This window comes from Vibrio sp. 11-4(1) (assembly GCF_013048625.1).
GTDB classification, from domain to species: Bacteria; Pseudomonadota; Gammaproteobacteria; order Enterobacterales; family Vibrionaceae; genus Vibrio; species Vibrio diabolicus.
Genome location: NZ_VHSY01000013.1, coordinates 1 through 23,840, shown reverse-complemented (window position 1 = coordinate 23,840; position 23,840 = coordinate 1). Strand labels below are relative to the sequence as shown.

The 23,840-nt window shown below is 45.7% G+C and carries 19 protein-coding genes and 7 tRNA genes; 25 read left to right on the top strand and 1 reads right to left on the bottom strand.

Annotated elements, in window-relative coordinates:
• Nucleotides 1-121 precede the first annotated feature (121 nt).
• From relA to rpoS, 12 genes are all read left to right on the top strand, one after another.
• Nucleotides 122-2,341, top strand: a complete 2,220-nt coding sequence (relA, locus tag FKN16_RS20730) for a GTP diphosphokinase (protein ID WP_005393896.1) — start codon at nucleotides 122-124, stop codon at nucleotides 2,339-2,341.
• A 205-nt stretch (nucleotides 2,342-2,546) separates the two neighbouring features.
• Nucleotides 2,547-3,344, top strand: a complete 798-nt coding sequence (gene mazG, locus FKN16_RS20725) for a nucleoside triphosphate pyrophosphohydrolase (RefSeq protein WP_170903470.1) — start codon at nucleotides 2,547-2,549, stop codon at nucleotides 3,342-3,344.
• Nucleotides 3,345-3,555: 211 nt separating this feature from the next.
• Nucleotides 3,556-5,196, top strand: coding sequence for a CTP synthase (locus tag FKN16_RS20720; RefSeq protein ID WP_005393892.1), 1,641 nt, complete (start codon nucleotides 3,556-3,558; stop codon nucleotides 5,194-5,196).
• A gap of 78 nt (nucleotides 5,197-5,274) precedes the next feature.
• A complete protein-coding gene (gene eno / locus FKN16_RS20715; protein ID WP_005383785.1) occupies nucleotides 5,275-6,576 on the top strand; it encodes a phosphopyruvate hydratase in 1,302 nt (433 codons plus the stop codon).
• Nucleotides 6,577-7,041: 465 nt separating this feature from the next.
• Nucleotides 7,042-7,323: a cell division protein FtsB gene (gene ftsB, locus FKN16_RS20710; protein WP_005380907.1), complete on the top strand. Its 282-nt coding sequence runs from the start codon at nucleotides 7,042-7,044 to the stop codon at nucleotides 7,321-7,323.
• 1 nt (nucleotide 7,324) lies between these two features.
• Nucleotides 7,325-8,029, top strand: coding sequence for a 2-C-methyl-D-erythritol 4-phosphate cytidylyltransferase (gene ispD, locus FKN16_RS20705; RefSeq protein WP_170903469.1), 705 nt, complete (start codon nucleotides 7,325-7,327; stop codon nucleotides 8,027-8,029).
• Between the two features lie 17 nt (nucleotides 8,030-8,046).
• Complete coding sequence (gene ispF / locus FKN16_RS20700; RefSeq protein ID WP_005393886.1) at nucleotides 8,047-8,523, top strand: 2-C-methyl-D-erythritol 2,4-cyclodiphosphate synthase; 477 nt, start codon at nucleotides 8,047-8,049, stop codon at nucleotides 8,521-8,523.
• Between the two features lie 46 nt (nucleotides 8,524-8,569).
• Nucleotides 8,570-9,613: a tRNA pseudouridine(13) synthase TruD gene (truD, locus tag FKN16_RS20695; protein WP_048625983.1), complete on the top strand. Its 1,044-nt coding sequence runs from the start codon at nucleotides 8,570-8,572 to the stop codon at nucleotides 9,611-9,613.
• Entirely contained in the window at nucleotides 9,613-10,389 is a 777-nt protein-coding gene (gene surE / locus FKN16_RS20690) for a 5'/3'-nucleotidase SurE (RefSeq protein WP_048625982.1), read from the top strand. The genes truD and surE overlap by 1 nt, the downstream gene beginning before the upstream one ends.
• The gene (locus tag FKN16_RS20685; RefSeq protein ID WP_005393881.1) at nucleotides 10,389-11,015 is read left to right on the top strand and encodes a protein-L-isoaspartate(D-aspartate) O-methyltransferase; all 627 of its coding nucleotides are present in this window, start codon (nucleotides 10,389-10,391) and stop codon (nucleotides 11,013-11,015) included. Before surE ends, FKN16_RS20685 begins: the two co-directional genes overlap by 1 nt.
• A 13-nt stretch (nucleotides 11,016-11,028) precedes the next feature.
• Complete coding sequence (locus tag FKN16_RS20680) at nucleotides 11,029-11,952, top strand: peptidoglycan DD-metalloendopeptidase family protein (RefSeq protein ID WP_114323632.1); 924 nt, start codon at nucleotides 11,029-11,031, stop codon at nucleotides 11,950-11,952.
• Nucleotides 11,953-12,032: 80 nt separating this feature from the next.
• Nucleotides 12,033-13,019 (top strand): RNA polymerase sigma factor RpoS, encoded by a 987-nt coding sequence (rpoS, locus tag FKN16_RS20675; RefSeq protein ID WP_005393877.1) that lies wholly within the window; start codon nucleotides 12,033-12,035, stop codon nucleotides 13,017-13,019.
• Between the two features lie 80 nt (nucleotides 13,020-13,099).
• Here rpoS and mutS read toward each other — a convergent pair whose 3' ends face one another.
• Nucleotides 13,100-15,661 carry a DNA mismatch repair protein MutS gene (gene mutS, locus FKN16_RS20670; protein ID WP_170903468.1) on the bottom strand — a complete coding sequence of 854 codons (2,562 nt, stop codon included), beginning with the start codon at nucleotides 15,659-15,661 and terminating at the stop codon, nucleotides 13,100-13,102.
• Nucleotides 15,662-15,745: 84 nt separating this feature from the next.
• Here mutS and pncC point away from each other — a divergent pair, with 84 nt between their 5' ends.
• From pncC to FKN16_RS20605, 13 genes are all read left to right on the top strand, one after another.
• Nucleotides 15,746-16,228, top strand: coding sequence for a nicotinamide-nucleotide amidase (pncC, locus tag FKN16_RS20665; RefSeq protein ID WP_104970950.1), 483 nt, complete (start codon nucleotides 15,746-15,748; stop codon nucleotides 16,226-16,228).
• A gap of 200 nt (nucleotides 16,229-16,428) precedes the next feature.
• Nucleotides 16,429-17,472, top strand: coding sequence for a recombinase RecA (recA, locus tag FKN16_RS20660; RefSeq protein WP_005393872.1), 1,044 nt, complete (start codon nucleotides 16,429-16,431; stop codon nucleotides 17,470-17,472).
• Between the two features lie 128 nt (nucleotides 17,473-17,600).
• A complete protein-coding gene (gene recX, locus FKN16_RS20655) occupies nucleotides 17,601-18,068 on the top strand; it encodes a recombination regulator RecX (protein WP_005393871.1) in 468 nt (155 codons plus the stop codon).
• Nucleotides 18,069-18,210: 142 nt separating this feature from the next.
• Nucleotides 18,211-20,793, top strand: coding sequence for an alanine--tRNA ligase (gene alaS, locus FKN16_RS20650; RefSeq protein ID WP_109169448.1), 2,583 nt, complete (start codon nucleotides 18,211-18,213; stop codon nucleotides 20,791-20,793).
• A gap of 212 nt (nucleotides 20,794-21,005) precedes the next feature.
• Nucleotides 21,006-22,193: an aspartate kinase gene (locus tag FKN16_RS20645; protein WP_170903467.1), complete on the top strand. Its 1,188-nt coding sequence runs from the start codon at nucleotides 21,006-21,008 to the stop codon at nucleotides 22,191-22,193.
• Nucleotides 22,194-22,285: 92 nt separating this feature from the next.
• Nucleotides 22,286-22,483 (top strand): carbon storage regulator CsrA, encoded by a 198-nt coding sequence (gene csrA / locus FKN16_RS20640; protein ID WP_004415691.1) that lies wholly within the window; start codon nucleotides 22,286-22,288, stop codon nucleotides 22,481-22,483.
• A gap of 334 nt (nucleotides 22,484-22,817) precedes the next feature.
• Nucleotides 22,818-22,909: transfer RNA gene (locus FKN16_RS20635), tRNA-Ser, on the top strand.
• Between the two features lie 32 nt (nucleotides 22,910-22,941).
• Nucleotides 22,942-23,018: transfer RNA gene (locus FKN16_RS20630), tRNA-Arg, on the top strand.
• Nucleotides 23,019-23,047: 29 nt separating this feature from the next.
• A tRNA-Ser gene (locus FKN16_RS20625) sits at nucleotides 23,048-23,139 on the top strand.
• Nucleotides 23,140-23,224: 85 nt separating this feature from the next.
• A tRNA-Arg gene (locus FKN16_RS20620) sits at nucleotides 23,225-23,301 on the top strand.
• Between the two features lie 55 nt (nucleotides 23,302-23,356).
• A tRNA-Arg gene (locus tag FKN16_RS20615) sits at nucleotides 23,357-23,433 on the top strand.
• A 52-nt stretch (nucleotides 23,434-23,485) separates the two neighbouring features.
• Nucleotides 23,486-23,562 (top strand) — tRNA-Arg (locus FKN16_RS20610).
• A gap of 52 nt (nucleotides 23,563-23,614) precedes the next feature.
• A tRNA-Arg gene (locus FKN16_RS20605) sits at nucleotides 23,615-23,691 on the top strand.
• Nucleotides 23,692-23,840 lie beyond the last annotated feature (149 nt).

The following is a 23,840-nucleotide window of genomic DNA, read 5'->3' as shown; positions in this document are numbered from 1 at the left end:
TTAGGACTTTGGCCCCTTATTTGTGGTGGGTGGTCATAAAGCCAGCGTTTACGCGCAGGTAAAAGAACTAACCTGGACGGTGTTAGTCAAACCACACGAATATAATAATTAGGATGATGAGATGGTTGCGGTAAGAAGCGCGCATTTAAACCAAGATGAACAGTTTGAACTCGAAAACTGGGTGGCTAGCCTAGGACAAGAGAAAAACACAGCCTCACGCTTAATCGAAGTATATCGAGATTGCCAGACGGTATTAGCCGATAACGAGCAAGCGGAACTGTTGTTGTGGCGTGGACGAGAAATGATCGAAATTTTGATCACCTTGTCTATGGATCAGGCCACCTTAGTGGCTGCACAACTGTTTCCTTTGGTTTCAAGTGGTGCTTTTAACAGAGAAATTCTGGAAGAGAAATACAGCAAAGAAATCATAAAATTAATCGATGGCGTTGAAGAAATGGCGGCTATTGGCCAACTCAATGTCAACATGGAAGGGAGTGCGGCGTCATCTCAGGTAGATAACGTACGCCGCATGCTGCTTGCCATGGTGGATGACTTCCGCTGCGTGGTTATCAAGCTTGCGGAGCGAATTTGTAACCTTATTGAAGTTAAAAAAGCGCCAGATGAAGTGCGACGTGCGGCGGCAAAAGAGTGTGCCAACATCTATGCGCCGCTAGCAAACCGATTAGGCATCGGTCAGCTTAAATGGGAAATTGAAGATTACGCTTTCCGCTACCAACAACCGGAAACTTACAAACAAATTGCCAAGCAGCTTTCTGAGCGACGTATTGTTCGTGAACAGTACATCAAAGACTTTGTTGAAGACCTCACGCACGAAATGGAAGTGTCAGGTATTAACGCCGAAGTGAGTGGTCGACCTAAGCACATCTACAGCATTTGGCGAAAAATGCAGAAGAAGAGTTTGGCATTCGATGAGCTGTTTGATGTTCGAGCAGTACGTATCATCGCAGACAAACTGCAAGACTGTTACGCGGCTTTGGGCGTAGTTCACACCAAATACAAGCACCTACCGAGCGAGTTTGATGACTACGTTGCTAACCCTAAACCAAACGGTTATCAATCGATCCACACCGTAATTCTAGGGCCAGAAGGCAAAACCATCGAGATCCAGATTCGTACCAAGCAAATGCATGAAGAGTCGGAGCTGGGTGTTGCAGCGCACTGGAAATATAAAGAAGGGGCAAGCAGCCGAAGCGGTTATGATGAGAAGATCACGTGGCTGCGTAAGCTACTGGATTGGCAAGAAGAAATGTCAGATTCTGGCGAAATGCTTGATGAGCTACGTAGCCAAGTCTTTGATGACCGTGTTTATGCCTTTACACCACGTGGTGATGTTGTCGATTTGCCAATGGGGGCAACGCCGCTAGATTTTGCCTACCATATTCACTCCGAAGTGGGACACCGTTGTATTGGCGCCAAAGTCGGAGGCCGCATAGTACCGTTTACTCATAAACTACATATGGGTGATCAGGTTGAGATTATCACTCAGAAAGAACCTAACCCATCACGTGACTGGTTAAACCCATCATTAGGCTTCGTTCATTCTGGCCGCGCGCGTGCCAAAATTAACGCCTGGTTCCGAAAGCAAAGCCGTGAGAAGAACCTCGAAGCGGGTCGTGAAATTCTTGAACATGAGTTAGCAAAAATTGGCGCAACGTTAAAAGATGCTGAGCATTACGCTCTGAAACGGTTTAACGTCAAAACACCAGATGAGCTTTACGTTGGTGTTGGTAGCGGTGATTTGCGTATCAACCAAATCATTAACCATATTAATGCGCTCGTTAACAAGCCAACGGCAGAAGAAGAAGACCAGCAAGCACTGGAAAAACTGCAAGAAGCAGAGCACAAATCACCAGCGCAAAGCCGACCGAAAAAAGACGCCGTCGTTGTAGAAGGTGTCGATAATCTAATGACGCACCTAGCGCGTTGCTGTCAGCCGATTCCAGGTGATGATATCTGTGGTTACATCACGCAAGGTCGCGGGATTTCAGTACACCGCAGTGACTGTGAGCAGTTAGAAGAACTGCGCCATCATGCGCCAGAGCGTATCATTGATACTGTCTGGGGCAGCGGCTTCGTCGGATCATACATCCTCACCGTCCGTGTTGAAGCGATGGAGCGAGGCGGTCTACTCAAAGACATTACGACACTGTTCGCTAACGAAAAGATCAAAGTGACCAGTATGAAGAACCGAGTCGATTACAGACGTCAACTTGCCATCATGGATTTTGATCTAGAAGTCACCAATATTGAGGTGCTTTCTCGTGTTTCGAAACGGGTAGAACAAATAAAGGATGTCATGACGGTGAAACGCCTCGGCTAATTTTTGCGTCACATTTGGCTTTTTATCTGCGTTAGCTGCACTTATTCGCTCCATCACATGGTGAACCATGTGATGGAGCGAATAAGTTTGCTGCCTTGCTAAAAGAGCCAACTGTTTAGTAAAAACCGACCAATGAAATAACTTAAGGTGAGTGGTTTTGGCTGCTCACCTTTTTCTTTAGTAGAAAGGTTTAAAGGAACAAAAAATGAGTCATCCAATTGAACAGTTAGAACAAATCATGGCGAAGTTGCGTGACCCAGAAAGCGGTTGCCCTTGGGACTTAAAACAAACCTTTGACACCATCGTTCCGCACACCATCGAAGAAACTTACGAAGTGGTGGACGCGATTCAAAATCGAGACTGGACCAATCTAAAAGAAGAGCTAGGGGATTTGTTGTTTCAGGTGATTTTTTACAGTCAGCTAGCGAAAGAGCAAGAGCTGTTCGACTTTTCGGATGTCGTCGAAACCGTGAATGAAAAACTGACTCGTCGCCATCCGCATGTTTTTTCAGATGTTGAGTTTGAATCGGACGAGGAAATCAACGCGAACTGGGAAGCCGAAAAAGCAAAAGAAAAAGCGCAGGTGGGCAAAGCGGAAGAAAGTATCCTAGACTCAATACCAAACTCTTTGCCAGCACTTTCTCGTGCTACAAAGATACAGAAAAAATGTGCGAAATATGGATTTGACTGGGACTCTCTTGGCCCGGTCGTCGATAAGGTGCGAGAAGAAATTGATGAAGTCATGGAAGAAGCACTACAAGTCCAGCCTGATGAAGAAAAAGTGGAGTTGGAACTCGGTGATTTGCTATTTGCGACCGTCAATTTGGCACGCCATCTTGATAAAAATCCAGAAGTCGCACTAGGTAAAGCAAACTTAAAGTTTGCGAGACGTTTTAAGCAAGTTGAAGGAAAGGTCCAGCAGTCAGGCAAAGCGCTTACAGATTGTTCTTTATCAGAGCTCGACGATTTCTGGGATGAAGTAAAGCGAGAAGAGTCTAGATAGGGGAAAATAAGCGGAATATACAATATGAGGCCAGTTTGCCTCTTAACACGAAAACGGACTTTGGTTTGTCTTTGCTCACTTTGATTTGAAGCAAAAAATAAAAAATTACGGTGTGATAGATTTCACGTTGTGGCGGTAAGGAGCTTCTGGTATATTTATCTCCCGTCCAGAAGCACTCCATTTCCCTCATTCAACCAATTTCAGGTTAAACATGACGACAAATTACATTTTTGTTACTGGCGGGGTTGTATCCTCTCTAGGTAAAGGTATTGCAGCAGCATCTCTTGCGGCTATTCTAGAAGCTCGTGGTCTTAAAGTGACTATGATGAAGCTTGACCCTTACATCAACGTTGACCCAGGCACAATGAGCCCTACTCAGCACGGTGAAGTGTTCGTTACAGAAGATGGCGCAGAGACTGACCTTGACCTTGGTCACTACGAGCGTTTCATCCGTACCAAGATGACCAAGCGTAACAACTTCACTGCAGGTCGTGTTTATGCCGACGTACTTCGTAAAGAACGTCGTGGTGACTACCTAGGCGCAACTATTCAAGTTATCCCTCACATCACTAACGCGATCAAAGACCGTGTAATTGCTGGCTCTGAAGGCCATGATGTGGCTATCGTTGAAGTTGGCGGTACCGTTGGTGATATCGAATCACTACCATTTATGGAAGCGATTCGTCAGCTAGCCGTTGAACTAGGCCGTGAGCGCGCAATGTTCATGCACCTAACACTTGTTCCTTACCTAGCGGCAGCGGGCGAAGTGAAAACTAAGCCGACTCAACACTCTGTAAAAGAACTTCTATCTATCGGTATTCAGCCAGATATCCTAGTTTGCCGTAGCGACCGCGTTATTCCAGCGAATGAACGTAAGAAAATCGCACTATTCTGTAATGTTCCAGAAAAAGCAGTAATTTCAATGAAGGACGTAGATTCTATCTACAAGATTCCTCAATTGATCAAGTCTCAAGGTCTAGATGATCTTGTGTGTGCTCGCTTTGGCATCACAGCTCCTGAAGCTGATCTTTCTGAGTGGGAACAGGTTATTTACGAAGAAGCAAACCCTACTGGTGAAGTAACCATCGGTATGGTTGGTAAATACACTGAGTTGCCAGATGCATACAAGTCTGTGAACGAAGCGCTTAAACACGCTGGCTTGAAAAACCGTCTAAGTGTCACAATTAAGTATGTAGACTCACAAGATATCGAAACAAAAGGCGTTGAGCTGCTAGAAGGCTTAGACGCGATCCTAGTACCAGGTGGCTTCGGCGATCGTGGTATTGAAGGCAAGATCCGTGCAGCTCAATACGCACGTGAAAACAATGTGCCTTACCTAGGTATTTGTTTGGGTATGCAAGTTGCACTAATTGAATACGCGCGTAACGTTGCGGGTATGGAAGGTGCACATTCAACAGAATTTAACAAAGAGACTAAGTACCCTGTGGTAGGTTTGATCACAGAGTGGGTAGACGAGTCAGGTAACGTAGAAGAGCGTACTGAAAAGTCTGACCTAGGTGGTACGATGCGTCTTGGTTCACAGCTATGTCACCTAGAGAAAGGTACGAAAGCTCGTGAACTTTACGGTAGCGCGACGATCCATGAACGTCACCGTCACCGTTACGAAGTGAATAATGTGCTTCGTCCGCAAATCGAAAAAGCAGGTCTGAAAGTTTCTGGCCTATCAGCGGACAAGAAGTTAGTGGAAATGATTGAGAACCCAGCTCACCCATGGTTTGTAGCGGCTCAGTTCCACCCAGAATTCACATCGACTCCTCGCGATGGCCACCCATTGTTTGCAGGTTTCGTTAAGGCTGCGGGCCAAAACGCACGCGGCGAATTCGAGAAGTAAAAGGATACGGGCGGCGGCGAAGGTTGTGCTGCTGCCCTTTAAAATTGACATTTATATTTGAAACGAGAGGAAACATTAATGTCTAAGATCGTTAAAGTTCTAGGTCGTGAAATCATCGACTCACGTGGTAACCCAACTGTAGAAGCTGAAGTACACCTAGAAGGCGGTTTCGTAGGTATGGCGGCAGCTCCATCTGGCGCATCTACTGGTTCTCGCGAAGCTCTTGAGCTACGTGACGGTGACAAAGCACGTTTCCTAGGTAAAGGTGTTCTTAAAGCAGTTGAAGCTGTAAACGGCCCAATCGCTGAAGCTCTAGTTGGCAAAGACGCTAAAGACCAAGCTGCAATCGACGCAGTAATGATCGAACTAGACGGCACAGAAAACAAATCTAAATTCGGTGCTAACGCTATCCTAGCTGTTTCTCTAGCAAACGCTAAAGCTGCTGCTGCAGCTAAAGGCATGCCTCTATACGAGCACATCGCTGAACTAAACGGTACAGCTGGTCAGTTCTCTATGCCTCTACCAATGATGAACATCATCAACGGTGGTGAGCACGCAGACAACAACGTTGACATCCAAGAGTTCATGATCCAACCAGTTGGTGCTAAGACTCTTAAAGAAGGTCTACGTATCGGTGCAGAAGTATTCCACAACCTAGCTAAAGTTCTTAAGTCTAAAGGTTACAGCACTGCAGTTGGTGACGAAGGTGGTTTCGCTCCTAACCTTAAATCTAACGCTGAAGCTCTAGAAGTTATCGCAGAAGCTGTTGCAGCTGCTGGTTACGAACTAGGTAAAGACGTTACTCTAGCGATGGACTGTGCAGCATCTGAGTTCTTCGACAAAGAAGCTGGCATCTACAACATGAAAGGCGAAGGTAAAACTTTCACTTCTGAAGAGTTCAACCACTACCTAGCTGAGCTAGCTAACCAATTCCCAATCGTTTCTATCGAAGACGGTCTAGACGAGTCTGACTGGGATGGCTTCAAGCACCAAACTGAACTACTAGGTGACAAGCTTCAACTAGTAGGTGACGACCTATTCGTTACTAACACTAAGATCCTTGCTGAAGGTATCGAGAAAGGCGTAGCTAACTCTATCCTTATCAAGTTCAACCAAATCGGTTCTCTAACTGAGACTCTAGCTGCAATCAAGATGGCTAAAGACGCAGGTTACACAGCAGTAATCTCTCACCGTTCTGGCGAAACTGAAGATGCAACTATCGCTGATCTAGCGGTAGGTACTGCTGCAGGTCAAATCAAAACTGGTTCTATGAGCCGTTCTGACCGTGTTGCTAAGTACAACCAACTAATCCGTATCGAGGAAGCTCTAGGTGAGCGCGCTCCTTTCAACGGTCTTAAAGAAGTTAAAGGTCAAGCTTAATTCTTAGTTGAATAAGTTTAGCTAAATAGCTTTCTAGAAACGCTCCACTTCGGTGGGGCGTTTTTTTATTTAAGAGCGATGAGCCGTTCTGGCCGTGTTGCTGCCATACCTAAAGAAAGCAACCCATTTATCTGCATCGAGGAAGCTCTAGGTGAGCACGCTCCTCCATGTTTCAAAGAAGCGGTCTTAAAGAAGCTCAAGCTTAGTTCTTCATTGGATTAACCGCTTAGGTTGAAGCTTTGAAATACCCTGATTTTGCGGGGTGTTTTTGTATCTATAGGCTTGTATTTCTTGGTCTTACTTTGGTGAGTGCTAAGAATAGCTTCATATGTCTTTGTTTCATTTTGCTGCTTATTTCTTGTAAGGAGCGTGTGAGTCTCCCTTTCTCCCCTAGAGGCAACCTCGCATTTATGCTATATATGTCACCTTATCTAATTCCTTCCGGTACAGAATGTTAGCAGCGATATGCGAATCTTTGTTATAGCCCTTACGCTACTGTTTGGCTTGCTTCAATACACTCTATGGTTTGGTAAAAACGGAGTGTCTGACTACTACACAGTAAAAGATGAAATTGAAGTTCAGCAACAAGTGAACAGCAAGCTACAAGCTCGCAATAATGAAATGTTTGCTGAGATTGATGACTTAAGGCAAGGTCTTGATGCGATTGAAGAACGTGCGCGTCATGAGCTTGGTTTAGTTAAAGATGGCGAGACTTTCTACCGCATTATAGGTGAGGAAAACCATTAAAATGTTGGATGTGAACTCATCGCATGTCGCAATTGTTCCTGCTGCCGGTGTCGGTAGTCGAATGAAGGCTGACCGCCCTAAGCAATATTTATTGATCGACGGAAAAGCGGTGCTGGAACACACTGTAGAAAAGTTGCTGTCGCACCCACGAATTTCGAAAGTGGTTGTCGCCATTACCGAAGGTGACCCTTATTTCCCTGAGTTAACCATCGCGAACCATCCCGATGTAATTCAAGTCGCGGGTGGCAAAGAGCGCGCTGATTCCGTACTTTCAGGGCTAAACTATGTCAATGAACATCTGGAAAGCGAGTGGGTATTGGTCCACGACGCTGCAAGGCCATGTGTATTAACATCCGACATTGACCGTTTGATTGATGTTTGCTGCGCTCACCCAACGGGTGGCATCCTCGCATCTCCAGTGAGAGACACAATGAAGCGAGCAAATGCAGCACAAGATATCGGTCATACGGTAGAGAGAGAAGCATTGTGGCATGCATTAACTCCACAGATGTTTAAAACTCAACAACTGGCTCGAGTACTGGCTGACGCATTAGAACAAGGCTTAGCCATCACGGATGAAGCATCGGCTTTAGAGTGGTTGGGCGAAACGCCTGCTTTAGTCCAGGGTAATGCGAATAACATAAAAATTACTCAGCCAGAAGATCTCGCGTTAGCCGAGTTTTATCTGAGCCGTGAGCGCGGCTAAAAAAGAAAGGATAAAAAATGATTCGAATTGGTCACGGTTTTGACGTGCATAAATTTGGTGGTGAAGGCCCGGTCATTATCGGTGGTGTTGCTATCCCTTACGAGCAGGGCTTAGTAGCCCACTCAGATGGTGATGTTGCACTTCATGCTTTGACTGATGCGCTACTCGGGGCGATTGCTGCGGGTGATATTGGTCGTCACTTCCCGGATACCGACGATAAATGGAAAGGGGCTAATAGCCGCGAATTGTTGAAAGACGTTTATCGTCGTGTCAAAGAGCAAGGCTACCGCCTTGGTAATGCCGATGTCACCATCATGGCACAAGCACCTAAGATGGCACCTCATATTGACGCGATGTGTGCGGCGATTGCGGAAGACCTAGAAACCGATATTAGTAACATTAACGTAAAAGCGACGACGACAGAGCGTCTCGGTTTTACTGGACGCAAAGAAGGCATTGCAACGGAAGCCGTGGTGCTTCTGTTCAAGCAATAATTAACCAACTTGCTCCTTAATGCTGTGTAAACAGCGGAAAAACATCATGTCAGATATTTTATCTTCATTGGCTTATCTAACGGGTAAGCCTGTTGCATCGGCAAAAATCAAAGCGCAACCAGAACATTTTCAGGTTCGTGAGGATTTAGGTTTTGCCTTTACGGGCGAAGGCGAGCACCTAATGGTGCGTATTCGAAAAACTGGAGAAAATACCAGTTTTGTTGCGAATGAGTTGGCGAAAGCTTGTGGCGTAAAGTCGAAAGACGTGAGCTGGGCAGGCCTTAAAGACCGCCATGCGGTGACGGAACAGTGGCTGAGTGTCCATTTACCGAAAGGGGAAACGCCGGATTTCTCGGCATTCCTAGCTCAATATCCGAGTATTGAAATCTTAGCGACTGATCGACACAACAAAAAACTGCGTCCTGGAGACTTAATAGGGAACGAGTTTGTTGTCACTTTGTCTGAAGTGACTGACGTTGAAGATGTAGAGCAACGCCTTGAAAAAGTGAAACAAGTTGGTGTGCCAAACTACTTTGGTAGTCAGCGTTTTGGCAATGATGGCAATAACCTTGAAGAAGCACGTCGATGGGGACGCGAAAACGTTCGTACCCGTAATCAAAATAAGCGCAGCATGTATTTATCAGCGGCGCGTTCGTGGATCTTCAACCGTATCGTTTCTGCTCGTCTAGAAAGTGGTGTGTTTGATAAATTTATCGATGGTGATATTGCACAGACAAGTTCTGGCACTCAGTTGGTTGATGCAAGCAATATCGCAGATCTACAAGCACAATTTGCTGCAGGTGAAGTGGCAATTACCGCTGCGCTTGCTGGCGATAATGCACTGCCTACTCAAGCTGAGGCTTTGGCATTAGAGCAACCGTTTTTAGATGAAGAGCCTGATCTCATGGCATTGATTCGCGGGAATCGTATGCGTCATGACCGTCGAGATATTGCACTTAAACCAAAAGACTTAGCTTGGGCGGTTGAAGGTAATAATATTACGCTGACTTTCTCACTGGATGCAGGATCTTTTGCAACCTCTATCGTTCGTGAGTTAGTTAATGAGGTTGAAGTAGAAAGAGAATACTAATGGAACAGGATTCACTAAACGCGAAGCCCCTAAGAGTCTTAATCAGCAACGACGATGGCGTACATGCGCAAGGGATTCATGCACTTGCTGATGAGTTGCGAGATATCGCTGAAGTGACCATTGTCGCACCCGACCGAAATCGTTCAGGTGCTTCGAACTCACTGACACTAGAGCAACCATTACGCGTAACTGAAATTGCCCCAAATATCTATTCAGTGCAAGGAACGCCTACAGATTGTGTACATTTCGCGCTGAATGAGCTGATGAAAGATGATTTGCCCGATCTTGTTTTATCAGGCATCAACCATGGTGCAAATTTGGGTGATGATGTTCTTTACTCAGGAACGGTAGCTGCAGCAATGGAAGGGCATTTCCTTGGTGTTCAGTCGGTTGCTTTTTCGCTGGTGGGTAAGCGTCATTTCGAATCTGCCGCAAAAATTGCACGTCAAATTGTGCAACAGCATTTAGCGTCTCCGATTCCAACGAATCGGTTATTGAACGTAAACGTGCCTGACTTACCAGCAGAAAACCTGGGCGAAATCGAAGTCACGCGTTTAGGTGCGCGTCATCACGCAGAGAATATGATTAAGCAGAAAGATCCGAGAGGTCATGATATTTATTGGCTAGGGCCTCCAGGAAAAGAGCAAGATGCGGGGGAGGGCACCGACTTTTATGCGATTGAACATGGTCGAGTTTCAATGACGCCTCTGCAAGTTGATCTCACTGCTCATGAGTCGCTGCGTGCAATGAATAGTTGGTTAAAGGAAGAGAAGTAATGAGTAACCCACATGCTGACAGGTTGATAGCGTTTCTTATCTCCAGTGGCATCAAAGACCAAAGAGTTCTGGATGCTATCCAACGCTTACCACGAGAAAGCTTTGTCTCTCAAGCGATGATGCACCAAGCCTACGATAACAATGCGTTACCGATTGGTCAGGGACAAACTATTTCTCAACCTTATATTGTTGCTCGTATGACCGAGTTACTCGAACTAGAGCCAACGAGTCACGTACTGGAAATCGGAACGGGTTCCGGTTATCAAACCGCAGTACTGGCGAAAATTGTTGACCATGTATACTCCGTTGAGCGAATTAAATCGTTGCAATGGGAAGCAAAACGCCGTCTGAAACAATTGGATATCTACAATGTTTCAACCAAGCATGCTGATGGGTGGCAAGGCTGGGAAGCTCGTGGTCCTTTCGATGCCATCATTGTTACTGCAGCTGCAGAAGTGATCCCCCAAGCACTTCTCGCACAATTAAAAGATGGCGGTAAGATGGTGATTCCTGTTGGAGATAAGGAGCAACAGTTACTAAAAATTGAACGTAAGGGAGATGAATATCTCTCTACTGTTGTGGAAATGGTTCGATTTGTACCTCTGGTTGCGGGTGATTTAGCTTAAGGGTTAGGGATAGGTGAGTAAGTTATTACGTCATATTGGTATTAGCTTTGTGTTTGCTGCAGGACTAGTTGGTTGTGCAGCGCATTCTCCTGCACCTGTCTCTAGCTTAAAGAAAGACTATTCAAGCCTTGAAAGAGGAAGTTACAGAGGGAGTTATTATGAGGTAAAAAAAGGCGATACACTTTACTTCATAGCTTATGTCACAGATAAAGATGTAAATGATCTTGTCCGTTACAATGAGTTAACTCAGCCTTACACCATCTACCCTGGACAGAGGCTAAAACTTTGGGCTCCGAAATATGTCGCCCCTAAATATGGCCAAAAAGTTGAACCCGTTGTGGTTCCTGTTGTTACGACGCCACCAGCCCCAGTGACGAAAACATCAACAGCCTCTAAACCGAAAAATTCAAGTAAAAACTCTAGTCAAAAACCTACAGAGACTAAGCCTAAAGTCGTACAAAAACAGCCTCCAAAGAAGGTTGAACAATCGAAAACAAAGGAGTATGTTGGTTCAAAAGATAACCAAAAAGTGAAGCAAAAAGCGCCAGTTACCACGGCGAAGAGTGATAAAGTTTCTAAGTGGTTGTGGCCAACAAAAGGGAGAGTAATCAAGAACTTTTCGGCGGGAGAACAGGGAAATAAAGGTATCGACATCGCAGGACAGCGTGGTCAACCTATCGTTTCAACCGCAGCCGGCACCGTTGTTTATTCAGGCAATGCGCTACGAGGTTATGGCAACTTAATTATAGTAAAGCATAACGACAATTATTTAAGCGCCTATGCACATAATGACAAACTGCTGGTATCAGAAGGACAAAGTGTAAAAAGCGGACAGAAAATCGCCACCATGGGTAGTTCAGGTGCAAAATCAGTCAAGCTACACTTTGAAATTCGCTATCAAGGTAAATCGGTGAATCCAAAACGCTATTTGCCTTAAAACTTTGAAAAACAACTTGCGACATCATTTAGCGACATATTGAGTTGTCATGTCTTGCTAACTCGCCAGGGGGAGGCGTTATGAGTATCAGCAACACAGTAACCAAAGTTGAAGAGTTTGCATTTGACAATGCGTCAGTGAAGACCATTGATAACGAACTCGAAAAATCATCATCCACAGAAAGCAAAACGGCTGCGCGTGAAGAATTTGACGCGAGCAGTAAAAGCTTAGACGCAACTCAGTTGTATCTAGGTGAAATTGGCTTCTCACCTCTACTTACTGCCGAAGAAGAAGTGCTTTATGCTCGACGAGCTCTGCGTGGCGACGAAGCGGCACGTAAACGTATGATCGAAAGTAACCTACGTTTGGTGGTCAAGATCTCTCGTCGATACAGTAATCGCGGCCTAGCACTACTCGATCTGATTGAAGAAGGTAACCTTGGTTTGATCCGTGCGGTCGAGAAGTTCGATCCAGAGCGTGGTTTCCGCTTCTCTACTTATGCGACCTGGTGGATCCGACAAACGATCGAACGTGCGTTGATGAACCAAACTCGTACGATCCGTCTACCTATTCATGTCGTGAAAGAGCTGAACATTTATCTGCGTACTGCGCGTGAACTTTCTCAGAAGCTCGATCACGAACCTACCGCAGAAGAAATTGCTGCTCAGTTAGATATTCCAGTCGAAGATGTAAGCAAAATGCTACGCCTTAACGAGCGTATTAGCTCTGTCGACACGCCAATCGGTGGTGACGGTGAAAAAGCGCTGTTGGATATTATTCCCGACGCAAACAACTCCGATCCAGAAGTCTCGACTCAAGATGACGATATCAAATCATCGCTGATTCATTGGTTAGAAGAGTTGAATCCAAAACAGAAAGAAGTACTTGCACGACGTTTTGGTCTTCTAGGCTATGAGCCTTCGACGCTTGAAGAAGTTGGTCGAGAGATTGGTTTGACACGTGAGCGCGTACGTCAAATCCAAGTAGAAGGTTTACGTCGTCTTCGTGAAGTTTTAATCAAGCAAGGTTTGAATATGGAAAACTTATTTAACGTCGAAGATGATTAAATAATCCGTACTTCAGTAGATATGCAAAAGGCTATGGTTATCCATAGCCTTTTTTTTTGCGCTCGCTAAAGTGAATCGATTTAAAGCATCTTCTTCAAACGATACAACTCTTCAAGTGCTTGGCGTGGAGTCAAATCATCAGGATCAATACTAGATAAGGCTTGTTCGATCTCGCTAGGTTCTGGAATTAGACTCAATTGGTTAGCTACATCTACTGCACTTGGACGTGGTGCGTCACTGTTTTGCCCTAGTTGCTCTAGCTGAGATAGCTTGTTACGCGCATTTTTGATAACCGTTTTTGGTACACCAGCTAAGCCCGCAACAGCTAGGCCGTAAGACTTACTTGCCGCACCTTCTTGAACTGCGTGCATAAAGGCAATGCTGTCTCCATGCTCTACGGCATCCAAGTGAACGTTCGCTAAGTTTGGCAGTTGGTTTGGCAACTCTGTCAATTCGAAGTAGTGAGTTGCAAATAATGTCATCGCACCAATTTGTGTTGCGAGCCATTCCGCACTTGCCCAAGCTAAAGAGAGGCCATCGTAAGTACTGGTACCGCGACCGATTTCATCCATTAGCACTAAACTGTTTTTAGTCGCATTGTGCAGAATATTAGCGGTTTCCGTCATTTCTACCATGAAGGTTGAACGACCAGATGCAAGATCATCTGACGCACCAATACGAGTAAATATACGATCTAAAGAACCAATTTGTGCAGATTCTGCAGGTACATAAGAGCCGATATGCGCCATCAATGCAATCAGCGCAGTTTGACGCATGTAGGTGGATTTACCACCCATGTTTGGACCGGTGATGATCAACATCTTACGAGCTGGGTTAAGCTCAATTGGGTTCGCGATGAACGGTTCTGTTGTTACTTGCTCTACGACTGGGTGACGACCCGCTTGAATGTGAATGCCAGCGTCTTTCACAAGCGTTGGTCGGCAGTAATCCAACGAATCTGCACGCTCTGCTAGGTTTTGTAGTACATCGAGCTGAGACAGAGCAGAAGCTAAATTCTGCAGCTTCTCCAGATTTGGCATCAATAGATCAAACAGTTCTTCCCACAGCTGCTTTTCAAGTGCCAGCGCTTTCGATTTCGAGTTAAGTACTTTGTCTTCGTGCTCTTTGAGCTCTGGGATGATATAGCGTTCGGCATTTTTTAGTGTTTGGCGACGTACATAGTGCGGTGGAACCAAATGGCTCTGGCCACGGCTCACTTGAATAAAGAAGCCATGTACGTTGTTGTAGCCGACTTTAAGCGTATCGATGCCGTGTCGTTCACGCTCATCTCGCTCAAGCTGCTCAAGGTATTCTGTTGCACCGTCTGCTAATTTGCGCCATTCATCGAGCTCGGCATTATAGCCTTCAGCGATCACACCACCATCACGAATAACAACTGGCGGATTTTCTTTAATTGCACGCTCTAACAGATCGCATACTTCGTCAATCGGAGCTGCGTATTGTGCCAGTTTTGCTAGATATGGATGGGTCAAAGAAGCGGTGACAGATTCTAGCTCTGGTAGCTGCTGCATGGCATTGCGAAGTCTAGCCATATCGCGAGGGCGAGCAGAGCGTAGTGCAAGGCGTGCTAAGATACGTTCAATATCACCAATTTGTTTTAACGTTGGTTGAAGATCGGCAAACAGCGCTTGTTCTTTAATCTCACCAATCGCATCAAGACGATTGTTTAACGTTTCAATGCAACGCATAGGCTGATGTAACCAACGCTTCAGCATTCGGCTACCCATCGGCGTCGCGCAATGGTCGAGTACCTCAGCTAGCGTGTTATCGGTTCCGCCTGCTAGATTTTGAGTAATTTCCAGGTTGCGTCGGGTAGCGGCATCAAGGATGACGGATTGGTCCTGATGATCAAACGTTAAAGAGCGAATATGAGGTAAAGCCGTACGTTGTGTATCTTTCACATACTGGATCAAACAACCAGCAGCACATAACCCTAAGGACGCATGTTCTACACCAAAACCAACCAGATCTTTGGTGCCAAACTGTTGATTGAGTTGTTGCTTAGCCGTATCAAGCTCAAACTCCCATACTGGGCGACGACGGTTACCGTTGCGGCTCGCCATTAAATGTACAGGTTCAAAATCTTCTGGGAATAGTAGCTCACGTGGTGCGGTACGCTGAAGCTCGGCTGTCATCGCTTCTTCGGTTTCTGGTTCTGTCAGTTGGAAGCGACCAGAAGTGACATCCAGCGTCGCATAACCGAACTTACCGTTGTGATGGTAAATTGCTGCGATTAAGTTATCGACACGCTCAGAAAGTAATGCTTCATCAGTAACAGTGCCTGGTGTCACGATACGCACAACTTTACGTTCTACCGGACCTTTGCTGGTGGCTGGATCGCCAATTTGTTCGCAGATTGCGACTGATTCACCAAGCTGAACAAGTTTTGCTAGATAGCCTTCTACTGCGTGAAATGGCACTCCCGCCATAGGAATAGGCTCTCCAGCTGACGAACCGCGCTTAGTTAGCGAAATATCAAGCAGTTGGGACGCTCGCTTTGCATCATCGTAAAAGAGTTCGTAGAAATCGCCCATGCGGTAGAACAGCAAAATCTCAGGGTTCTCAGCTTTTAGCTTGAGGTATTGCTGCATCATCGGAGTGTGTTTTTGTTCAGCTTTCACAGGTAAATTCTTTTGTTTATTTCCGTAGCGGCTTAGGATACGTGAATCCCTATCAAGTAAAAAGAGACAAAGGGCATTTTGGCTATGGAAAAAACAACAAAATTGAGCGCAGATTTAGGCGCATTATTGGCAAAGTATGGTCATGTTTTAACGACGGCAGAATCGTGCACGGGTGGCGGTGTTGCGACCGCTATTACAGATATTGCAGGCAGCTCAGGTTGGTTAGATAGAGCTTTTGTCACTTACAGCAACGAAGCCAAAATGGAAATGCTGGGTGTGAGAGTGGAAACCTTAGAGGAACATGGTGCCGTGAGTGAGCCCGTTGTGATTGAAATGGTGCAAGGTGCGCTTCAACACTCGAATGCCACTATTGGGGTTTCCATCAGTGGTGTTGCTGGGCCGGGAGGAGGCAGTGATGAAAAGCCGGTTGGAACCGTCTGCTTTGCTTTTGCGGATAAGCACGACTGGCTCTTTGTTGAGACCATGCATTTTTCTGGTGACAGGGCGGAAGTTCGTCAACAAGCGGTGATGCATGCATTGACTCGATTGCATCAACATTTAATTTAGAGTTTCTTACACCGTCTTAGCCCAGAATTGATAAGGGCTAGAGCAAATCCTTAGAAGCAGTGAACTAAATTTTTTCTATACAGGTATAGACACTGTATGAATCAACAGTATAATGACTTTCATTGCTGAGCAGGTTAGCTGCTTAAGAAAAATGAATTACTATTCGTCGCCCAAAGAAGATGAATAAATCGGAGAAAGTAATGGACGAGAACAAACAGAAAGCGCTCGCCGCTGCGCTAGGTCAAATTGAAAAGCAATTCGGTAAAGGCTCTATCATGCGCCTTGGTGATAACCGAGCAATGGACGTAGAAACCATCTCAACAGGCTCTCTTTCTCTTGATATCGCTTTGGGTGCAGGTGGTCTGCCAATGGGTCGTATCGTAGAAGTCTACGGTCCAGAATCTTCAGGTAAAACAACACTAACGCTTGAGCTTATCGCTGCTGCGCAACGTGAAGGTAAAACTTGTGCGTTTATCGATGCAGAGCACGCTCTGGATCCTGTCTACGCGAAGAAACTTGGTGTTGATATCGATGCGCTCTTGGTTTCTCAGCCAGACACTGGTGAGCAAGCACTAGAGATTTGTGATGCACTAGCTCGCTCTGGCGCTATCGACGTAATGGTTGTTGACTCAGTTGCGGCGCTAACACCAAAAGCAGAAATTGAAGGCGAAATGGGCGACAGCCACATGGGTTTGCAAGCACGTATGCTTTCTCAAGCGATGCGTAAGCTAACAGGTAACCTAAAACAGTCTAACTGTATGTGTATCTTCATCAACCAAATCCGTATGAAGATTGGTGTGATGTTCGGTAACCCAGAAACGACCACGGGTGGTAACGCACTTAAATTCTACGCTTCTGTTCGTCTTGATATTCGTCGTACTGGCGCAATCAAAGAAGGTGACGAAGTCGTTGGTAACGAAACGCGCATCAAAGTGGTTAAGAACAAGATTGCTGCACCGTTTAAAGAAGCCAATACGCAAATCATGTACGGCCAAGGCTTTAACCGCGAAGGTGAACTAGTAGATCTAGGCGTGAAGCACAAACTGGTTGAAAAAGCTGGTGCTTGGTACAGCTACCAAGGCGATAAGATTGGTCAAGGTAAAGCGAACGCGTGCAACTACCTACGTGAGCATCCTGAAGTGGCTAAAACCATCGATACTAAATTGCGTGAAATGTTGTTAGCGCCAGCCCTTGCGGAAGCTCCTGAAGCAGGCGAGGCGCCTGAGCAAGCTGAAGAGTTTTAATCCCTTCACAGATTAAAAAGTGATAAAGCCCTGCAATGCGGGGCTTTGTTGTATCTATTGACATCAAAAATCGAATCATCACAAAGGCCATTGAGAGTCTGTACAGCAAAAATACTTTTAGGATCACCATGTACCAAAAGCGCCAGACACCAACATTATCGAGCAAAGAGGCGGCTATCCAACTGCTTAGCCGTCGCGATCATGGTCAGTATGAGCTGTACCAAAAACTGTCGATGAAAGGCTATGAAGCATCAGACATCGAAATCGCGATTAATTTTTGCTTAGACCATAACTATTTAGATGATTTACGTTATGCGAAGAGCCAAATTCGGCAGCATGTATACAAAGGACATGGAGAGCGTCGAATTCGCCAAGAGTTAAACCAGAAACGTGTTGCGGAATCGGTGATTGAGCAAGCCATGGCTGAAGAACCGCAAGACTGGTTTGAACTTGCTAAGCAGGCGGCAGAAAAGAAATTCAAAGGTGTCAAAGCCAAGGACCAAAAAGAATACGCGAAACAAGTCCGTTTTCTACAATACCGAGGCTACAGTTTCGACCAAATTAGCTATGCGCTTGCCTTTGAAGACCAAGATTAGCGTTGATCCAATTGCGCTGATTTTTGTTTTGCTTCAAATTTTTTCTTCTACTCCCTCTTTTCCTCAAGAAAACTAGTCTCAGCTGTTTGCATGATCTACAATACGGCAAAATTCTAACTCGACTATTTTCAGGAAGAGCTGCATGTACATGAGCACTGACGAGGTTCGTAACGCGTTCCTCAAGTTCTTTGAAAGCAAAGGACACCAAATCGTAGAAAGTTCATCGTTAGTTCCACATAACGACCCAACCCTGCTGTTCACAAACGCAGGTATGAACCAATTTAAAGATTGTTTCTTAGGCTTAGAAAAACGAGCCTATACTCGAGCGACTACGGCTCAACGTTGTGTACGTGCTGGTGGTAAACACAACGACCTGGAAAATGTTGGCTTTACCGCTCGTCACCACACATTCTTTGAAATGCTAGGCAACTTCAGCTTTGGCGACTATTTCAAAGAAGATGCGATTTCATTTGCTTGGGAATTCCTAACCGAAGTTCTTAAACTGCCTGCGGATCGTCTATTGGTAACCGTTTACGAAACCGACGACGAAGCATTCGACATCTGGAACAAAAAAGTTGGCGTGCCTGCTGATCGTATCGTGCGCATTGGTGACAAAGAAGGTGGCAAGCCTTACGAGTCTGATAACTTCTGGCAAATGGGCGACACTGGTCCTTGTGGTCCATGTACTGAAATCTTCTACGATCACGGTGAACATATCTGGGGTGGTCGTCCTGGCACGCCTGAAGAAGATGGTGACCGTTTCATCGAGATCTGGAACAACGTATTCATGCAGTTCAACCGTCACGCAGACGGCACTATGGAACCGCTACCAAAACCATCGGTAGATACTGGTATGGGTATCGAGCGTATCTCTGCAATCATGCAAGGGGTTCACTCAAACTACGAAATCGATGTATTCCAAACTCTTATCAAAGCAGCAGCTGAAGTCATTGGTTATGAAGATCTATCGAACCAATCGCTACGCGTTATTGCTGACCACATCCGTTCATGTTCATTCTTGATTGTTGATGGTGTGATGCCTTCAAACGAAGGTCGTGGTTACGTACTACGTCGTATCATTCGTCGTGCCGTACGTCATGGTAACAAGCTAGGTGCACAAGGTGCATTCTTCTATAAGCTTGTTGGCGTATTAGCAGAAGTGATGGGTACAGCAGGCGAAGAGCTGAAGCGTCAACAAGCAGTGGTTGAAAAAGTACTGCGTATTGAAGAAGAAAACTTCGGTCGTACACTTGAGCGCGGTATGGTAATTCTTAACGAAGCATTAGATAACCTAGATGGCAAAGTGCTAGACGGCGAAACGGTATTCAAGCTTTACGATACTTACGGCTTCCCAGCAGACCTCACTAACGACGTTGCACGTGAGCGTGAGTTCGCGATCGACGAAGAGGGTTTCGAAAAAGCGATGGAAGAGCAGCGTCAACGTGCGCGTGAAGCTGGTCAATTCGGTACAGATTATAACGCAGCAATCAAAGTTGATACGCAAACAGAGTTCTGTGGTTACACAGGTACTAAAGGTTCTAGTTCAGTCGCAGCGATGTTCGTTGAAGGCAACGAAGTAGATTCACTATCTGCAGGCGATAAAGCCATCATCGTGCTTGGTGAAACGCCATTCTACGCAGAGTCAGGCGGTCAGTGTGGTGACGCGGGTGAAATCCGTACTGAGTCTGGTGTATTCCGCGTTGAAGACACTCAAAAACTCGGTAACGCAATCGCACACCACGGTGTAATGGCAGAAGGCGTGCTAGCGAAAGGTGACGAAGTGGCAACCATCGTTGACGCAGAGCGTCGCGCAGCTATCTCTCTTAACCACTCCGCGACGCACTTGCTACACGCAGCACTACGCCAAGTTCTTGGTGAGCACGTAACGCAGAAAGGCTCATTGGTGAAGGCAGACAACCTACGTTTCGACTTCTCGCATCTAGAAGCCGTAACCGCAGCAGAGTTGAAAGAAGTTGAGCGCCTAGTTAACGCGCAAATCCGTCGTAACCACACGATTGAAACCAACGTGATGGATATTGAGTCTGCTAAGAAGAAAGGCGCAATGGCATTGTTTGGTGAGAAGTACGATGACGAAGTTCGCGTGCTATCTATGGGCGATTTCTCTACTGAGCTTTGTGGTGGTATTCACGCATCAAGCACGGGTGATATTGGTCTATTCAAAATCACATCAGAAAGCGGTATTGCAGCCGGTATTCGTCGTATTGAAGCGGTAACAGGCGAGGCGGCATTAGACGCTATTGAAGCTCAAAACGCGAAGTACGAAGAGAAACTGGCAGAGTCTGCACAGAAAGCAAAAGCACTAGAAAAAGAAGTGCAGAAGCTAAAAGATAAGATGGCAGCCGCAGAAAGCGCTAACATCATGGGCAAAGCGGTTGAAGTAAATGGCACAAAAGTTCTAGTTGCGGCCCTTGAAGGTGCTGATAGCAAGAACCTACGTACCATGGTTGATGACATCAAGAATCAAATGGGTTCTGGTGTTGTACTGCTTGCAAACGTAACGGGTGACAAGGTTGGCTTGATTGCTGGTGTGACTAAAGATCTCACTGGTAAAGTAAAAGCAGGTGATCTGGTTAAAATGGTTGCAGAGCAAGTCGGTGGTAAGGGCGGTGGTCGTCCAGACATGGCTCAAGCCGGTGGTACTGATGTTTCAGCACTACCAGAGGCAATCAAAACAGTTCAGCCTTGGCTAGAAGAGCGTTTATAAGCTCTTAACTAATAAAATTACGCTCAATCAAGTTTCTTTGATTGAGCGTAATTTTTTTTAGCAACCAAGTGGTTTAATTGACCAAAAGTTAACCGAGTCATTTAAGCTGCTTGGTTTTTGTTGTAACTACTGCTTATATAATTTTTCTCAAAGGAAATATTTAAGATGTAAGCAGTTCTAAAGAGACTTCGGTCTTGGGAAGGTGAAGACTGGTGAAAAAGCCCCTTATCGTGCAAAAGTTTGGCGGAACCTCTGTGGGTTCAATTGAAAGAATCCACCAAGTCGCTGAACACATCATTAAGGCGAAAAATGATGGCAATCAAGTTGTTGTTGTCGTGTCTGCAATGTCAGGCGAAACAAACAGACTGATGGATCTCGCTAAACAGATAGATAGCGTACCTACAGCTCGAGAACTTGATGTTTTGCTCTCTGCTGGTGAGCAAGTGTCAATGGCACTGTTAGCCATGACTTTGAATAAAATGGGTCATGCTGCGCGCTCGCTTACCGGAGCACAGGCGAATATTGTGACGGATAATCAACACAATGACGCAACGATTAAACACATTGATACCACGACAATTATGGGATTGCTTGAGCAAGACCAAATCGTGATTGTTGCGGGATTTCAAGGTGTGAATGAGAACGGGGATATCACCACATTAGGTCGAGGTGGCTCAGATACGAGCGCTGTGGCACTGGCGGGCGCATTGCGCGCTGACGAGTGTCAAATCTTTACCGACGTTGATGGTATTTATACTTGTGACCCACGTATAGTGAAAAATGCGCGCAAATTGGCGGTTATCGATTTTCCTTCAATGGAAGCGATGGCAAGCCGAGGCGCAAAAGTATTACATTTACCTTCAGTGCAATTTGCATGGAAGAATAATGTGCCACTACGCGTGCTTTCGACATTTGATGTTAATGAAGGCAGTTTGGTAAAGGGGGAGTCAGGCAATCAAGCCGTCTCTGGTATAGCCATTCAACGTAACCTTGCCATTATCGAAGTCGATAAAGAACATTTATCTAGTGCTACAAAACAATGTCAGATGCTGGGTATAGACATTTGGAATGTGATCGAGGAAGCAGAACGGGCAGGTATCATGATAAAACAAGATGCATGTGCCAAGTTCGATCTGGTGTTCAGCGACAAAATCCGTAATAGTGAAGTGGTAAGCCTGTTGACCGCAGTGGGGCTTGAGGCCAATGGAATGGTAGAGCACGCATGCGATTTGTTGGCAAAGCGAGATATTGAGATCAATTTCAGCGCAACGAATGCACTCACTATGATGCTAGTTTTAGCACCCGAATGTGTGGATACAGCAGCAAACATTCTGCATGATGCTTACATTACATCTAGTGAAGCATTAAACATTCAACAAAAACATGCCTTTTTAGGCTGATTTTCGCTAACAAGGTAGTTTACGAAAATATAACTTTTGTTGGATAATAGCTTTGTAGCAAGAAAATTTAGAGATTACTCAAGGAGCAAAGAATGCTAATTTTGACTCGCCGCGTAGGCGAAACACTGATGATTGGTGATGAAGTGACTGTAACTGTACTAGGTGTGAAAGGTAACCAAGTACGTATCGGCGTTAACGCTCCGAAAGAGGTTTCAGTTCACCGTGAAGAAATCTACATGCGCATTCAAGCTGAAAAAGGCAATGGCAACGTTGCTTCAGGTAACTACTAAGTCGCTCCTGTTTACAGAGCTTAGTTTGAATGAAAAAGGCTAACCGAAGGGTTGGCCTTTTTAGTCTTTAATGTTTTTGAAGATTTGCGGAAACCATTGTGTTGACTGTGGCTGTGAATCCGTCAATATTGTTGAATCGAACACCAGGAAGTTGTTTGAAAATAAATGTCTTTTTTTCAGAGAAGACTCTCTTTTTTTCATCATAATAGAGTGGTAAAGTTCGTTTAATAGTCACTTTGATTAAATCAGCAACGGTTAAGTCAGTTTCGTGGATTTTTTCAAAGAAAGTGTTTGACATATTTTCGGTAAAACGTAATATGTGCCTCCGCAAGACGGTGAGGTGGCCGAGAGGCTGAAGGCGCTCCCCTGCTAAGGGAGTATACGGTTTATCCCGTATCGAGGGTTCGAATCCCTCCCTCACCGCCATTCTTGCAACGTTGAGAAATCAACAAAAAAGTGCGTCCTTAGCTCAGCTGGATAGAGTACCTGGCTACGAACCAGGCGGTCGGAGGTTCGAATCCTCCAGGACGCGCCATATCTCTTCTGAGATATAACAATGAAAACGGTGAGGTGGCCGAGAGGCTGAAGGCGCTCCCCTGCTAAGGGAGTATACGGTTTATCCCGTATCGAGGGTTCGAATCCCTCCTTCACCGCCATTCATTGACTGGCCCGATGGCCTTTTTTTTGTTTCGTAAGAAATGAATGTGATTTGCTTCACAACTTCCTAGCAAGAAGATCTGCGCGTCCTTAGCTCAGCTGGATAGAGTACCTGGCTACGAACCAGGCGGTCGGAGGTTCGAATCCTCCAGGACGCGCCACTATTTAATAATTCGTTTGATAAACGGGTTATACAAAGTAAAATAAGATTATTGCGCGTCCTTAGCTCAGCTGGATAGAGTACCTGGCTACGAACCAGGCGGTCGGAGGTTCGAATCCTCCAGGACGCGCCACTTATTAAAGGGTATTGCCCTGGTATTGACGAAAGTTGATATCGAAAACTGCGCGTCCTTAGCTCAGCTGGATAGAGTACCTGGCTACGAACCAGGCGGTCGGAGGTTCGAATCCTCCAGGACGCGCCACTTATTAAAGGGTAATGCCCTGATGTTGACGAAAGTTGATATCAAAAACTGCGCGTCCTTAGCTCAGCTGGATAGAGTACCTGGCTACGAACCAGGCGGTCGGAGGTTCGAATCCTCCAGGACGCGCCACTTATTAAAGGGTAATGCCCTGAGCTTGACGAAAGTTGATATCGAAAACTGCGCCCTCTTTACCAGAGTTGGTTAAGTACCCTGACCTGAACCCGGCGGGCAGCGGTTCTGAATCTTCAAGGACGCGCCCGTCCCTAAAGAGCACTGCA

Bases quoted from the DNA above. Each gene is read 5' to 3' on its own strand.
- relA (WP_005393896.1), top strand. From the start codon at position 122: ATGGTTGCGGTAAGAAGCGCGCATTTAAACCAAGATGAACAGTTTGAA.
- mazG (WP_170903470.1), top strand. From the start codon at position 2,547: ATGAGTCATCCAATTGAACAGTTAGAACAAATCATGGCGAAGTTGCGT.
- FKN16_RS20720 (WP_005393892.1), top strand. From the start codon at position 3,556: ATGACGACAAATTACATTTTTGTTACTGGCGGGGTTGTATCCTCTCTA.
- eno (WP_005383785.1), top strand. From the start codon at position 5,275: ATGTCTAAGATCGTTAAAGTTCTAGGTCGTGAAATCATCGACTCACGT.
- ftsB (WP_005380907.1), top strand. From the start codon at position 7,042: ATGCGAATCTTTGTTATAGCCCTTACGCTACTGTTTGGCTTGCTTCAA.
- ispD (WP_170903469.1), top strand. From the start codon at position 7,325: ATGTTGGATGTGAACTCATCGCATGTCGCAATTGTTCCTGCTGCCGGT.
- ispF (WP_005393886.1), top strand. From the start codon at position 8,047: ATGATTCGAATTGGTCACGGTTTTGACGTGCATAAATTTGGTGGTGAA.
- truD (WP_048625983.1), top strand. From the start codon at position 8,570: ATGTCAGATATTTTATCTTCATTGGCTTATCTAACGGGTAAGCCTGTT.
- surE (WP_048625982.1), top strand. From the start codon at position 9,613: ATGGAACAGGATTCACTAAACGCGAAGCCCCTAAGAGTCTTAATCAGC.
- FKN16_RS20685 (WP_005393881.1), top strand. From the start codon at position 10,389: ATGAGTAACCCACATGCTGACAGGTTGATAGCGTTTCTTATCTCCAGT.
- rpoS (WP_005393877.1), top strand. From the start codon at position 12,033: ATGAGTATCAGCAACACAGTAACCAAAGTTGAAGAGTTTGCATTTGAC.
- pncC (WP_104970950.1), top strand. From the start codon at position 15,746: ATGGAAAAAACAACAAAATTGAGCGCAGATTTAGGCGCATTATTGGCA.
- recA (WP_005393872.1), top strand. From the start codon at position 16,429: ATGGACGAGAACAAACAGAAAGCGCTCGCCGCTGCGCTAGGTCAAATT.
- recX (WP_005393871.1), top strand. From the start codon at position 17,601: ATGTACCAAAAGCGCCAGACACCAACATTATCGAGCAAAGAGGCGGCT.
- alaS (WP_109169448.1), top strand. From the start codon at position 18,211: ATGTACATGAGCACTGACGAGGTTCGTAACGCGTTCCTCAAGTTCTTT.
- csrA (WP_004415691.1), top strand. From the start codon at position 22,286: ATGCTAATTTTGACTCGCCGCGTAGGCGAAACACTGATGATTGGTGAT.